Here is a 13363-nt window from a genome sequence, read left to right on the forward strand (position 1 = left end):
CTGGATTCACCGCAGAGCCCGACGTGAGATCAATCGGCCTCAGCAGCCAACCTAATAACCGTCGCGGGGCAGCCCGAAGAGTTGCTCGAACACACTCGGTTGGCGAACCACCCATTGGCCCGGTTCGCCCGTTCTCAGATCCCGCACATAACGCGGCGGCGCTTCCACATAATAAAGCGGCGGCGGCGCGCGAATGCCGGTATCCATCGTGATGGGATAGCGCGCGGTGCCGGCGCGATAGCGCGCATCGCGGTAGTCAGAGGCAAGTACCGGCGTCGCCAGCGTCGCCGCACCCAGCACGATCATCAAAATACGCACCGCACACCTCACGCTGACGTCACTGCGGTGAGGCTATCGGGCGGAGGTTAATGAAGGATTCGTCGCATGGCAGTTCCACGCGAGCTCATGCGCGGAACAAATTGGACTCGCGAAGCGCTGGACTGCGGCTCAGCTGGTTGGTCGAGCAGCCTCGATTGCTCACCACTGCTTGCATCTGGATTTTGCTCGCGGCGCGTCTACCGAGCGTAAGCAATCGCCAAGTTGAACAGGACCACTGCAGAGGCTGCACCTCCGGCATCGCCGCGGCAAAGGCGATCCAGGCTAACATTGCCGACCAGTTCTCGCGCGTCGGAATTTTGGCAACCAAATAGACCTTGCCCATGTGCCGGTCGATGCGTCCCACCCGGCAAGGCTGGCGAACCCTTCGAGAAGAAACTTGCAAATGCCCCGTTCAACCGCGTAGACCAAGAGAACAAACCAAAAACACCCACAGCCGCGATTCCCTCCGCCAATGGCCAAGAACCTCCTCTCCTTCGTCTGCCAGAATTGCGGTGCCGCCTATAACAAGTGGCAGGGCAAGTGCGACGCCTGCGGCGAGTGGAATTCGCTGGCTGAGGAGGACACCACCGGCGTCACCACGATTCCGGTCAGCGCGCGCTCCAAGCGCAAGGGGCGCACCTTCAATCTCGAAAGCCTGACCGGCCAGAGCAACGACGCGCCGCGCATTCCTTCGGGCATGGGCGAACTCGACCGCGTCACCGGCGGCGGTTTCGTGCGCGGCTCGGTACTCTTGATCGGCGGCGATCCCGGCATCGGCAAATCGACGCTGCTGACCCAGGCCACCAGCCTGATGGCGCGGGCCGGCCACCGCGTGGTCTACATCTCCGGCGAAGAAGCCGTGGCACAGGTGCGGCTGCGCGCGTCGCGGTTGGGCCTTGCAGACGCCTCGGTGCAGCTCGCGTCCGAGACCTCGGTCGAGGATATCGTCGCCACGCTGTCCGAAGGCACGGTGCCGCGGCTGATCGTGATCGACTCGATCCAGACCATGTGGACCGACACGGTGGAATCCGCGCCGGGCACTGTCACCCAGGTCCGTGCTTCGGCCCAAGCGCTCATTCGCTTCGCCAAGAAATCCGGCGCCACCATCATCCTGGTCGGCCATGTCACCAAGGACGGCCAGATCGCCGGGCCCCGTGTGGTCGAGCATATGGTCGATGCCGTGATGTCCTTCGAGGGCGAAGGCTCGCAGCAGTTCCGCATCCTGCGCGCGGTGAAGAACCGCTTCGGCCCCACCGACGAGATCGGCGTGTTCGAGATGACCGGGCTTGGCCTGCGCGAGGTCTCCAACCCGTCCGAGCTGTTCCTGTCCGATCGCGATCTCGGCTCGCCGGGCACCGCCGTCTTCGCCGGCATGGAGGGCACCCGCCCGGTGCTGGTGGAACTGCAGGCTCTGGTTGCTCCGACCACGCTCGGCACCCCGCGCCGCGCCGTCGTGGGCTGGGATTCCTCCCGGCTGTCCATGGTGCTGGCCGTGCTGGAGGCCCATTGCGGGGTCAAGCTGTCGGGCTACGACGTCTATTTCAATGTCGCCGGCGGATTGCGCATTAACGAGCCCGCCGCGGACATGGCCGCGGCCGCGGCCCTGGTCTCGTCGCTGTGCAATGCGCCGCTGCCCACCGACGCGGTCTATTTCGGCGAAATCTCGCTGTCCGGCGCGGTGCGCCCGGTGGCGCAGACCTCGGCGCGGCTGAAAGAGGCGGCAAAACTCGGCTTCGGCCGCGCAGTGCTGCCGGAATCGGCGCGCGGCGATCCCGGCGGCGATGCCGGACTGTCGCTGAATACCATCGGCGGCCTGACCTCGCTGGTCGCCGATATCGCTGCGCGCGGCGTCAAACCCACGCGCGACAACAGCAAAAGCACAGATGCCGAGAAAAATACCGTACCGGCGCGATTCAAGCGCCAGGACGGCTGACAGCGACGTGACCTGCGCTGCCGCGACCGCTATAGAATGCGCGCGCGACAGACTGCGCAGATGTGCAACACGCTCCGTTAAGGCACTCTGCCGAAAGCGGAACAATGGTGTGATCAGGTGTGCTCTTGCGGCCGATAGCGGTTTTCCGGCCTTGCGAGACGTGCCATATCACCGTCACCTGAAGCGGCAGCCTGTGCCGATTCGCGGTTTCTGATTCACGAGCGGACCTGACCAGCCGATGCCGATCACGATTCTCGACCTTGTCCTGCTCGGCGTCATGCTGATCTCCGGCCTGCTGGCCATGGTCCGCGGCTTTATGCGCGAGATCCTGTCGATCGCGGCTTGGGGCGCAGCGGCGCTGGTCACGCTATTTGCTTTCCAGAAGCTGCTCCCGACCGCTAAAACTTATTTTAACAACGATACCGTCGCCAGCATCGTGGTGGTGGCCGGCGTGTTCATCGGCACGCTGATCGTGGTCTCGATCATCACCGTCCGCATCTCCGACATGATCCTGGATTCGCGCATCGGCGCGCTGGACCGCACGCTCGGCTTCCTGTTCGGCCTCGCCCGCGGCCTCCTGATCGTGGTCGTCGCCTTCCTGTTCTTCTCATGGCTGGTCCCGGATAAGCAGCGTCCGGACTGGGTCACGGGTGCCAAATCGCGCGTCGTTCTGCAGGGAACCGGCGATTGGCTGATGGCACTCTTGCCGGATGACCCTGAAAACACCATCTTGAAGAGGTTCAAGAAAAACAAACCCGATGAGGATACGACCGACGCCGAGCCCGCAGCGCCCGGCGCCGCGGATGGCTATTCCAAACCTGCCCGCGACAGCCTGAAAAAGCTGATCGATGGCAAACCGGCGGGACGCTAGGCGTTCTTAGTTTCTCGCGACACCTGAAAGGCGCGATGGATCCGATGCAGAGCCCTTCCGACGACGCGAGCACCACCATGCGAAATCCCGATCTTGACGGCGACATGCTCCGCGAAAAATGCGGTGTATTTGGTATCTACGGCCATCCCGATGCGGCGGCGATCACCGCGCTCGGTCTCCACGCCCTCCAGCATCGCGGCCAAGAAGCGGCCGGCATCGTCGCCTTCGACGGCAAGCGCTTCCATTCCGAACGTCGCCTCGGCCTCGTCGGCGACACCTTCTCCCGCCGCGAAGTGATCGAGCGCCTGCCCGGCACCGCCGCCGTCGGCCATACCCGCTACTCCACCACGGGCGAAACCATTCTCCGCAACGTCCAGCCGCTATTCGCCGAACTCAATGCCGGCGGTTTTGCAGTGGCCCATAACGGCAACCTCACCAACGGTTTGACCCTGCGCCGCGAGCTCGTGAAGAACGGCGCGATGATGCAGTCTACCACCGACACCGAAGTGATCCTGCACCTCGTCGCGCATTCCAAGCGCAACCGCTTCATCGACCGCTATATTGAAGCACTCCGCGCCATCGAAGGCGCCTATGCGCTGGTGTCGCTGACCAACAAGAAACTGGTCGGCGCCCGTGATCCGCTCGGCATCCGCCCGCTGGTGCTGGGTGAACTTGACGGCTCGCCGATCCTCGCATCCGAAACCTGCGCGCTCGATATCATCGGCGCCAAGTACATCCGCGACATCGAGCCTGGCGAAGTCATCGTGTTCGACGAGAACGGCGCGCAGAGCCACAAGCCGTTCGCGCCGCAAGCGCCGCGCCCCTGCATCTTCGAATATATCTATTTCGCACGTCCGGACTCGATCGTCGGCGGACGTTCGGTCTACGACACCCGCAAGGCGATGGGCGAACAGCTCGCCCGCGAGACCCATGTGGAAGCCGACGTGATCGTGCCGGTGCCGGACTCCGGCGTGCCTGCCGCTATCGGCTACTCCCGCGCTTCGGGCGTGCCGTTCGAACTCGGCATCATCCGCAATCACTATGTCGGCCGCACCTTCATCCAGCCGACCCAGAGCGTGCGCGAACTCGGCGTGCGCATGAAACATTCGGCCAACCGCGCCGCCATCGAAGGCAAGCGCATCGTGCTGATCGACGACAGTCTGGTGCGCGGCACCACCTCGAAGAAGATCGTCAAGATGATGCGTGACGCCGGCGCCAAGGAAGTCCACTTCCGCATTGCGTCGCCGCCGATCACCCATCCCGACTATTACGGCATCGACACGCCGGACCGCGCCGGCCTGCTCGCCGCCACGCACACGCTGGAAGAAATGCGCGACCTGATCGGCGCCGACTCGCTGGCCTTCGTCTCGGTCGACGGCATCTATCGCGCCATGGGCGAACCCGGCCGCGATCCTGCCCATCCGAAATTCGCCGACCACTGCTTCACCGGCGACTATCCGACCCCGCTCACCGACATGAGCGAGATCGATGCCCCGCGGCAGCTCTCGCTGCTGGCCGAGGCGAGCTGATCGCAGTCTTATCGGGTGTCATCCCCGCGAAAGCGGGGACCCATAGCCACGATCTAATTTGTTTGGCTCTGGATTAGACACAACCACCTTTCCGCATCATAACCCTCCCGTGTATGGATCCCCGCCTTCGCGGGGATGACGCCTGAGATTTATGAGCCGCGCCATGTCCCTTCCCCTCGCCTCCCGCATCGCCCTCGTCACCGGCGCCTCGCGCGGCATCGGCTATGCCACTGCGCTGACGCTGGCCAAGGCCGGCGCGCACATCGTCGCCGTGGCGCGCACCCAGGGTGGCCTTGAAGAACTCGACGACGCGATCCGTGCCGAGGGCGGCAGCGCCACGCTGGTGCCGCTGAACATCACCGATCTCGACGGCCTGTCGCGCCTTGGCGCCGCTTTGCATGAGCGCCACGGCAAGCTCGACATTCTGGTCGGCAATGCTGGCGTCGCAGGCCCCTCGTCGCCGCTCGGCCATATCGAGCTGAAGGCCTGGAATGACACCATGGCCGCGAACCTCACCGCGAACTTCCAACTCATTCGCTGCATGGAGCCGCTGCTGCAGCAGTCCGATGCCGGGCGCGCGGTGTTCCTCACATCCGGCACCGCCAGCAAGGCTTCCGCCTATCGCGGCCCCTATGCCGTCTCCAAGGCTGCGCTGGAAACGCTGGTGCGCGTCTGGGCCAATGAAACCGCGACCACGAATATCCGCGTCAACCTGTTCAATCCCGGTCCCGTGCGCACGCATATGCGCGCCATCGTGATGCCCGGCGAGGATCCCGAAACGCTCGACACGCCGGCGCAAGTCGCAGAGACCATCGTGCCACTTTGCCTGCCGTCATGGACGGAGACCGGGAAGTTCGTCGACTACAAGACCGGCAAGGTGATGGGCTTCCGCGCGCCTGCCCCATAACTGCTTGCTGCGATCGAGGACCGGGCGCTCGCATTTCCTCAAAGATGCGTAGAACCTATAAGGCGAGAGACCCCGCAAACTGAGACGACATGGATCATCGCTTATGATCGAACTAGTGATCTTTGATTGCGACGGCGTTCTGGTCGATAGCGAGAGGATCGCTCTTGCGGTACTCGCTCAAGCAGCTACTGCTGAGGGGGCTGCGATTAGTGCGGAAGAAGCAATTCGGCTGTTTCGCGGAATGAAAATGGCAGACTGCGTCGCCGAAATTGAACGCAGATCGGGGCGCCGCGTTCGCAATCACTTTGTCGCGGACTTGAGGGAAGCCATAGCGATTGCGTTCGAGGCAAATTTGCAGGCTGTGGAAGGGATTCACGCGGCATTAGCATCAATCACGCTTCCAGTCTGCGTCGCATCAAACGGGCCAATGTCCAAACTTACGCACACTCTCGGATTGACCAAGCTTCTTCCACACTTCGAGGGACGCATATTCAGCGCCTATGAGGTTGGTTCATGGAAGCCGGACCCTGGGCTTTTTCTGCACTCCGCACGATCGCTGGGGGTCAACCCGTCGCGCTGCATCGTCGTTGAAGATTCACTGCCCGGAATTTGGGCGGCCAAGGCCGCCGGAATGCGCGTGCTCGGCTTTACAGCTGGTGACGCCGAAGTGGCGTTGGAACTGGGTACAGATTGCTCCGAACTGTTCGATAGCATGAGCGAGCTTCCGGCCCTGCTGGCAGGCTAGCGTCCTTTTGGGGAATTCGAACTGAGACACCAGCAATCACTGCCTCTCGGTTGACTCATAGCTAGCCGCGTTATTCACTCCCTCCCAAGCGGGACAACCCGCACCGACAATCAGGGAGGTCGTCATGGCGTCGCCAACTCATCGCGCGTGGTCGCTGCGCATACTTGCAACAGCTGCACTCACCCTCACCGCGCTGTCCCTCGCACTTCCCTCCTCCCGCGCCGCCGATATCCCCCGCTTCGAGGTCGACGCGTCCTGGCCGAAGCCGCTGCCGAACAACTGGATCCTCGGCCAGGTCGGCGGCATCACGACCGACAAGGACGGCCACGTCTGGGTGATCCATCGCCCGCGCTCGCTCACCGATGACGAGAAAGGCGCGGCACTCAATCCGCCGCGTTCGAAGTGCTGCGTCTCAGCGCCGCCGGTGCTGGAGTTCGATGCCGCCGGCAATCTGTTGCGCTCATGGGGCGGTCCTGGCGAAGGCTATGAATGGGTCGGCCGCGAGCATGGCATCGAAGTCGACGAGAAAGGCTTCGTCTGGGTCGGTGGCAATCTCGACAACGACAATGCGATCCTGAAATTCACCACCGACGGCAAATTCGTGATGCAGATCGGCAAGATCGCGCCGAGCAAGGGCAGCAACGACACCACCCAGCTCGGCAAGCCCGCCGAGACCGCCATCGACAAGGATGCCAACGAGATCTATGTCGCAGACGGCTACGGCAATCGCCGCGTCATCGTGTTCGACGCCACCACCGGCGCCTACAAGCGGCACTGGGGTGCCTATGGCAACAAGCCGAATGACGACAAGCAGGCGGCTTACGATCCGAACGCGCCGGTGGCACAGCAGTTCGGCAATCCCGTGCATTGCGTGAAGCTCGCCAATGACGGCCTCGTCTATGTCTGCGACCGCATCAACAACCGCGTGCAGGTGTTCAAGAAGGACGGCAGCTTCGTGAAGGAGTGGTTCTACGAGAAGGCCACCCTCGGCAACGGCGCGGTGTGGGATCTCGCGGTGTGGCCCGATCCGAAACAGACCTGGCTGCTGACGGCGGATGGCGAGAACAACGAGATCCGCGTCATCAATCGCGACGATGGCAAGGTCGTCGGCACCTTCGGCCGCAACGGCCGCCAGGCCGGCCAGTTCCACTGGATTCACGCCATGGCTGTCGATGCCAAGGGCAACGTCTACACGGCCGAAGTCGACACCGGAAAGCGCATCCAGAAATTCAGGCTGGTCTCGGATGCGCTGAAGTAGTCATCGCGACAATCAGACCGACTGTTTCTGGTCCTGACGATGCACGCCCCATCCTGATGCACACGGACAATGGAGCTGTCCCTCATCTGGACAGCCGCATCGTTCGAGCTCCCGGTTGGAGAATTTGAATCACTGACGTTCGGCCAGACGCAATGGCCCTGGCCCGGCTCTCGCCCTTCGGGACGAAGCCGACAATCCATGCTAGTCTCGCGCGCCATCAAACGGACGACGGGTGATAGCAATGCTGGAAACCGACAAGTTGTTCGCTGGCTCGATTCCGGAAAACTACGACCGCTATATGGTGCCGTTGATTTTCGAGCCCTACGCCGCAGATCTCGCACAACGCGCAGCGTCTTTCGCGCCAGGCGCCGTTCTGGAAACCGCCGCGGGCACCGGAGTTGTCACCCGCGCGTTGGCGCCAAGATTATCCCCCGGCGCAAGCTATATTGTCACCGACCTCAACCAGCCGATGCTCGACTACGCTGCGTCGCGGCAAGCTCCGGACAATCGCATCACATGGCGACAAGCGGATGCTCTGGCGCTCCCGTTTGAAAATGCGGCCTTCGATCTCGTGTGTTGTCAGTTCGGTGCGATGTTCTTTCCTAATCGCCCATCTGCCTACCGCGAAGCGAAGCGAGTTCTGAAGCCCGGAGGACATCTTTTATTCAATGTATGGGATCGCATCGAGGACAATGTATTTGCTGACGATGTGACGAATGCTCTCGCAAAGATTTTCCCGGACGATCCGCCGCGCTTTCTGGCGCGCACGCCACACGGCTACCACGATACGGCACTGATCCGTCGCGAGCTGGAGGACGCAGGTTTCTCCCATGTGATGATCGAGACGAGAGCCGAACAAAGCCGTGCATCCTCGCCGCGCCTTCCGGCCGTTGCTTATTGTCAGGGAACTGTTCTTCGCACCGAAATCGAAGCCAGAGACGCGGGAAAACTGGAAGCTGCAACTGACTACGCAGCATCTGAAATTGCGCGCAGACATGGCAACGGCGAGGTTGCTGCTAAAATTCAGGCACACATGATCGTGGCTGCGGCCTGAGTGTCGGAATATCCCGTGCCGGCACTTCGCATGGCCGGGCTTCCGTGAATTTCGAACCGTTCTATATCATGTCCTCATCAATAACTTGAGCTGGACAGTGGTACCGTCTATCTCTGCCGGACAATCAGGAATATCCTGACTACAGGAACCGGTGATGAGCGAGATTTCCGATAGCGACATTGGCGCCGTCGGTGACATGGTCGACGATCTCGTCATACAGACAACATATCGTTTGTATGGGTCAGCTATTGCCCCGTTCTCAATGATCGCCGCAACGCATCGAAGCCCGTCTTGTTCGAACGCGTGACATCATGACCCTCTGGAAGAGCACGATCGCGAGGCTCTTTACGTCACATCGCGCTCATCTCGAAACGCTCGTGCGTCGCCGGGTCCGTGATCGTGAAGTGGCTTCGGAGATCGTCCAGGATGTCTTCGCCCGGGTGCTTGCCGCCGGGACTAACGGCTCGGATGAAGACAACAAGCGAGTACTCTACGCTGCAGCCCGGAACGCCGCGATCGACCATAACCTGACGGCATCGCGGCGGCATCATATGCTCGCCGACGTACTGCCTGAACAGCTCAGCCCCGGGCAGCCATCGGAAGATGCAGCATTGCAGGCGCGCGAAGCCGTCGCTGCACTGGATCGCGCGCTCGCGCAGCTCCCCACCCGAACCCGCGAGATTTTCATTCGCCGACGTGTCAATGGCGAATCCAATGCCGAGATCGGACAGCGGTTCGGCATTTCCGTGAGTGCCGTCGAAAAACATCTGCTACGCGCCATGCAACACTGCCGCGCCGCTGTGAATGATCATCTCAACCTCGCCAGCAAAGATTTCCGCTAAAATGGATGTGGGTTCTTTCTCGTCGCTCGTTGTAAAGGTAGGAGTAGCTGGAACGCTTCTAACGGCAGGAGCATTCCCGCGTCGCCTTTTCGATCGATCGAAGGAATTGCTGATGAAACCTGGCGACCGGCCAACGAAAGCACAGTGCGCCGCCGCTGATCTCTGGCTCATCCGACGCGACGGGACGACAACTGAGGCCGACGAAGCGTCCTTTCGGCAATGGCTCAATGAGGATCATCGTCATCAACTTGCGTATCGCGAAGCAGCGGCGATCTGGCAGCAGCTTGAGGAGCCTGCCATTCGGCTGGCTGCACGCGACCATCGTCGCGGCAACATCGCGGCCCGGCGCCGGATGGGATGGTGGCCGACATTGCCGGCAGCGATCGCAGCGGCCTGCGTCATCTGGTTCGTCAATCCATCGATGGTCGAGAACTGGCAGGCAGATATTGTCACGGCGCGTGGTCAGATGGTCGCCCGCGACCTGCCGGACGGCTCCCGCCTCAACATCGGCGCCGACACTGCCCTGGACCTGGACTTCAAGGATGGTCGACGCCGGGTCGTTCTGCGCCGGGGCCAGGCCTTTTTCGATGTAAAGCCCGACCAGACCGCCTTTACGGTCGACAGCGGCGCAGGCGAAATCCGCGTGCTCGGGACTGCCTTCAATATCGACCGGACGGCCGATGGCATCGAGGTGACAGTTCAGCGCGGACTGGTGTCGGTCGCCGGCGAGGACCGCGATACGACCGTCAAGCTGTCGGCAAACCAGCATATGCGCGTGTCCGGCGGAAAACTCGGTACCGTCGAAACCGGAGATATTGACGCCAGGCTGGCGTGGATATCCGGCCGTCTGGTCTTCGACCGCGTTCCGCTGCATCGGGTCGTCGAAGCGCTGCAGCGCCAGACATCAAGCCGCATCGTCATCCGCGGTCGCTTCAGCGATCTGCTCGTCTCCGGCACGTTTCCGACTGCGAATGTCGATGAAAGCCTCACAGCCATTGCCGGCATGATCGAGGGCAACGTCGCCCATCTCACCCCCTGGGTGACCGTTATCTACTGAACTCCTCCGCTGTTTACCGGAATTCTAAACCGCAACACCCACAGACCTGATGTGGGTTTGATTTCGTGACTCGTTGAACTGGATGAAGAGCAGAAGCTCTTCGCGGCGCTGGGGCGGCGCACAGCAAACAACGAGACAACGGAGTTCGGGCGTAATGCGGTTCGGGGGTAGACGGGGCGTCGCTCGCCATGTGGCGGGCGGGCTGATCGGCATATTGCCGTTGATCACGACAATACCGGCCTTTGGCCAAAACAATGTCGAAGCAACAGCGACCGCTTCCACGACCTACCCGCTCAACATTTCCGCCAAACCTCTTGCAGCCGCAATTGCCGACCTCGGCGCCAGCAGCGGATGGCGCATCCTCTACACGATCCAGCTCGCGCCAGACATCCGCAGCCAACCGTTGAACGGCAATTACACGGTAGCGCAAGCGCTGGGACAACTGCTGGCCGGCACGGGAATTACGTATCGCATCACCGGCCCGAAAGCCGCGCTGCTGATCGATCCGTCGCAGAGCCGCGCGGGCCCCGTCCCTTCCGGCGACGGCGTCCAGCTCGATACGATCGTCGTCGATGCGGCCAGGAGCGATAATACGACGGGCTCCGGCTATCAGGGAACGCCGGACTGGGTCTACCAGCGACCCGCAGCCGTCAGCGTGATCTCACGCGAAGCGATCGAGAGCAGCCCGACACGCAACGCACGCGATCTGCTCGACAATGTCGCGGGCGTCTATGCCAACCGCTCGGCGGCGCAGAACCCTGGCATCAGCGTCAATATCCGCGGCCTGCAGGACCAGGACCGCATTGCCACCATGATCGACGGAGCGCGGCAGAATTTCCAGCGCGGCGGCCACGGTGCGACGCAGCGGACCTATGTCGATACGGCCTTCCTGCGCCAGATCGACGTGGAGAAAAGTACGACGTCGGGCGTCGGCAGCGCCGGTGCGCTTGGCGGCCTGGTCAATTTTCGCACCTTCATCGCCGACGATTTGATCAAGCCCGGCAATCAGTATGGCGGCGTGGTGAATGCCACCACGGGTACCAACGCCTATAATTTCGATGGCTCGACGGCAGCAGCCGTCCGCGTGTCGGAACGCTTCTCGGTGCTCGGCGGCGTCAGCTACAAGAACATCGGCGCCTACGATATCGGCCAGAACGGTACCATCGGCGATGGCATGAAGGCCTATGACGGCAATGTCTTCCTGTTCTCCGGCCAGGAGGTATTCTCGACGATCCTCAAGGCCGAGGCGCTAACGACCGAGGACGTGAAGATCACGATCGGCTGGCTGCATAACGACTCCCGGTACAATACCGGAAACTACGATGACACGATCGCACGCGGCGGAATCCTGAAGTCCAGCGAGCAAGTCGCCAACGACACGTTCACGTCCGCGGTCGACTGGAATCCGGGCAATGACATCGTCGATCTGAAAGCCAAGCTCTATTACAACCACCTCAAGAACGACACGGTTTCCGATGGCGCGTTTGCACTGACCGGGCCATCGAATTTCGTGTTCTCAACACTAGGCGGAAGCGTCGAGAACACCAGCCGTTTCGCGACAGGCATCGGTGCACTGGCACTCAATTACGGCGTGGAAGCGTTCAGCGACACCGGCAAGACGACGCTGCAGCGCGGTTTTGTCGCCGGCAACGGTGTCGACTATTCGAGCACGCTGACCGGCGGCACGCCGAGCGGAAACCGCGACGTCGCCAGCGGTTTCGGCACCGCGACACTCAAGCCGGCGGAATGGGTGACCCTGATCGGCGGCGTGCGTTACGACTGGTATCATGTCGCGGGCAACGCGACGATCTACGGCGAAAGCCAGGAGATCGTCGGGCAACGGATGACCAATCCCGGAAGACCGGCCATCTGCAATGCGCGCGGCTGCGGCGCAGCCGTCCCACCGACATATGTGCCCATCGTTGGCACCGTTTATAGGCCGTACAATCTCGATGTCGATAAATCGGGCGGGGCCTGGCTCCCGAATTTCACGGTCGCGTTTCAACCAGTCGATTGGCTGCAGCCCTTCGTAAAATATTCCAAGAGCTATCGGCCGCCAACGATCATGGAATCATTCCTGAACGGCGGCCACGATGCAAATGAGATCAATGGCTACGCCCCGAACCCGTTCCTGCGTCCGGAACGCGGCGACACCTACGAGGCCGGATTCAATGTTCTGGCCAACGGCATCCTGACCGAGCGCGACACCGTCCGCTTCAAGGCCGTCGGCTTCTATCGTGAGATCACCGACTATATCAGCTTCGGTCGAATCGAGAATGCGAACAACGCCCAACAATACACCTCGTACGTCAATCTCAACGGCGTCACCCGAATGAAGGGCGTCGAGGTCGAGGCCAATTACGACGCGCGCTTCCTCTATATTGGTGGCACCGTCACGCGCATCGACACGGATTTCGCCGACAGTTTCACCAGCCCGACAGGGCGGGACATGCCGATCAACAGCGGCCTCGGCGCCCCTGTCATCTTCGAGCAGCCGAAACTGCGCGTGACACTCGATGCCGGCATCCGTCTGTTCGACGAGAAGCTGACGCTGGGCACGCGCATCGTCGACGTCTCGAAGACCGTCCCTGCCCTGGGCTCGCTGCGCAGTGGCTACGAAATGCCGGGCTACCGCGTCTACGACATCTACGGATCCTATGCCTTCGACGAGGCGACCAAGCTGCGCTTTGCGGTGAACAACGTCACCGATCTCGCTTATGCGCCGGCGGTCGGCGCCAATTTCTACGCCGCGCCGGGCCGTACCGCGACGGTGTCGCTGAACTACAAGTTCTAGGAATTCCCCGCCCCATTGGCGTGGATGGAGGCCCGCCACAAGGCGGGTAAAACAA

At 61.9% G+C, this 13363-nt stretch carries 12 protein-coding genes; 10 read left to right on the forward strand and 2 right to left on the reverse strand.

All coding sequences use genetic code 11. The annotated features are described in order from the left end of the window. Positions 1-51 precede the first annotated feature (51 nt). Complete coding sequence (locus tag HP556_RS05220) at positions 52-318, reverse strand: hypothetical protein (RefSeq protein ID WP_175366155.1); 267 nt, start codon at positions 316-318, stop codon at positions 52-54. An 85-nt stretch (positions 319-403) separates the two neighbouring features. Beyond that, positions 404-661, reverse strand: a complete 258-nt coding sequence (locus tag HP556_RS05225; RefSeq protein ID WP_175366156.1) for a hypothetical protein — start codon at positions 659-661, stop codon at positions 404-406. 129 nt (positions 662-790) lie between these two features. On the opposite strand from HP556_RS05225, the gene radA reads away from it, so the two are divergent. The 10 genes from radA to HP556_RS05275 all read left to right on the forward strand — a co-directional run bounded on the left by radA (position 791) and on the right by HP556_RS05275 (position 13308). Then, complete coding sequence (gene radA / locus HP556_RS05230) at positions 791-2251, forward strand: DNA repair protein RadA (RefSeq protein ID WP_175366157.1); 1461 nt, start codon at positions 791-793, stop codon at positions 2249-2251. Positions 2252-2489: 238 nt separating this feature from the next. Beyond that, on the forward strand, positions 2490-3122 hold the full coding sequence (locus HP556_RS05235) for a CvpA family protein (RefSeq protein WP_068731040.1): 633 nt from the start codon (positions 2490-2492) through the stop codon (positions 3120-3122). A 35-nt stretch (positions 3123-3157) separates the two neighbouring features. After that, positions 3158-4651 (forward strand): amidophosphoribosyltransferase, encoded by a 1494-nt coding sequence (gene purF, locus HP556_RS05240; RefSeq protein ID WP_175366158.1) that lies wholly within the window; start codon positions 3158-3160, stop codon positions 4649-4651. A 163-nt stretch (positions 4652-4814) separates the two neighbouring features. Beyond that, positions 4815-5558, forward strand: coding sequence for an SDR family NAD(P)-dependent oxidoreductase (locus HP556_RS05245; RefSeq protein ID WP_175366159.1), 744 nt, complete (start codon positions 4815-4817; stop codon positions 5556-5558). 103 nt (positions 5559-5661) lie between these two features. Further along, positions 5662-6303, forward strand: a complete 642-nt coding sequence (locus tag HP556_RS05250; RefSeq protein WP_175366160.1) for an HAD family hydrolase — start codon at positions 5662-5664, stop codon at positions 6301-6303. 124 nt (positions 6304-6427) lie between these two features. After that, positions 6428-7561, forward strand: a complete 1134-nt coding sequence (locus HP556_RS05255; RefSeq protein WP_175366161.1) for an NHL repeat-containing protein — start codon at positions 6428-6430, stop codon at positions 7559-7561. A gap of 241 nt (positions 7562-7802) precedes the next feature. Then, positions 7803-8615 (forward strand): class I SAM-dependent methyltransferase, encoded by an 813-nt coding sequence (locus HP556_RS05260; protein WP_175366162.1) that lies wholly within the window; start codon positions 7803-7805, stop codon positions 8613-8615. 311 nt (positions 8616-8926) lie between these two features. Then, a complete protein-coding gene (locus HP556_RS05265; protein ID WP_175366163.1) occupies positions 8927-9457 on the forward strand; it encodes an RNA polymerase sigma factor in 531 nt (176 codons plus the stop codon). Between the two features lie 112 nt (positions 9458-9569). Beyond that, on the forward strand, positions 9570-10514 hold the full coding sequence (locus HP556_RS05270) for a FecR family protein (protein WP_175366164.1): 945 nt from the start codon (positions 9570-9572) through the stop codon (positions 10512-10514). A gap of 220 nt (positions 10515-10734) precedes the next feature. Then, positions 10735-13308 (forward strand): TonB-dependent receptor, encoded by a 2574-nt coding sequence (locus HP556_RS05275; RefSeq protein ID WP_175366165.1) that lies wholly within the window; start codon positions 10735-10737, stop codon positions 13306-13308. Positions 13309-13363: the final 55 nt, after the last annotated feature.

Origin of the sequence: Tardiphaga robiniae (genome assembly GCF_013359755.1) — a bacterium.
Classification (GTDB): Bacteria; Pseudomonadota; Alphaproteobacteria; order Rhizobiales; family Xanthobacteraceae; genus Tardiphaga; species Tardiphaga robiniae.

What these genes read in the sequence shown, in the direction of transcription:
- HP556_RS05255 (WP_175366161.1), top strand. Translation starts at nt 6,428, where the DNA reads ATGGCGTCGCCAACTCATCGCGCGTGGTCGCTGCGCATACTTGCAACA.
- HP556_RS05245 (WP_175366159.1), top strand. Translation starts at nt 4,815, where the DNA reads ATGTCCCTTCCCCTCGCCTCCCGCATCGCCCTCGTCACCGGCGCCTCG.
- HP556_RS05265 (WP_175366163.1), top strand. Translation starts at nt 8,927, where the DNA reads ATGACCCTCTGGAAGAGCACGATCGCGAGGCTCTTTACGTCACATCGC.
- HP556_RS05270 (WP_175366164.1), top strand. Translation starts at nt 9,570, where the DNA reads ATGAAACCTGGCGACCGGCCAACGAAAGCACAGTGCGCCGCCGCTGAT.
- HP556_RS05225 (WP_175366156.1), bottom strand. Translation starts at nt 661, where the DNA reads ATGGGCAAGGTCTATTTGGTTGCCAAAATTCCGACGCGCGAGAACTGG.
- HP556_RS05250 (WP_175366160.1), top strand. Translation starts at nt 5,662, where the DNA reads ATGATCGAACTAGTGATCTTTGATTGCGACGGCGTTCTGGTCGATAGC.
- purF (WP_175366158.1), top strand. Translation starts at nt 3,158, where the DNA reads ATGGATCCGATGCAGAGCCCTTCCGACGACGCGAGCACCACCATGCGA.
- HP556_RS05235 (WP_068731040.1), top strand. Translation starts at nt 2,490, where the DNA reads ATGCCGATCACGATTCTCGACCTTGTCCTGCTCGGCGTCATGCTGATC.
- radA (WP_175366157.1), top strand. Translation starts at nt 791, where the DNA reads ATGGCCAAGAACCTCCTCTCCTTCGTCTGCCAGAATTGCGGTGCCGCC.
- HP556_RS05260 (WP_175366162.1), top strand. Translation starts at nt 7,803, where the DNA reads ATGCTGGAAACCGACAAGTTGTTCGCTGGCTCGATTCCGGAAAACTAC.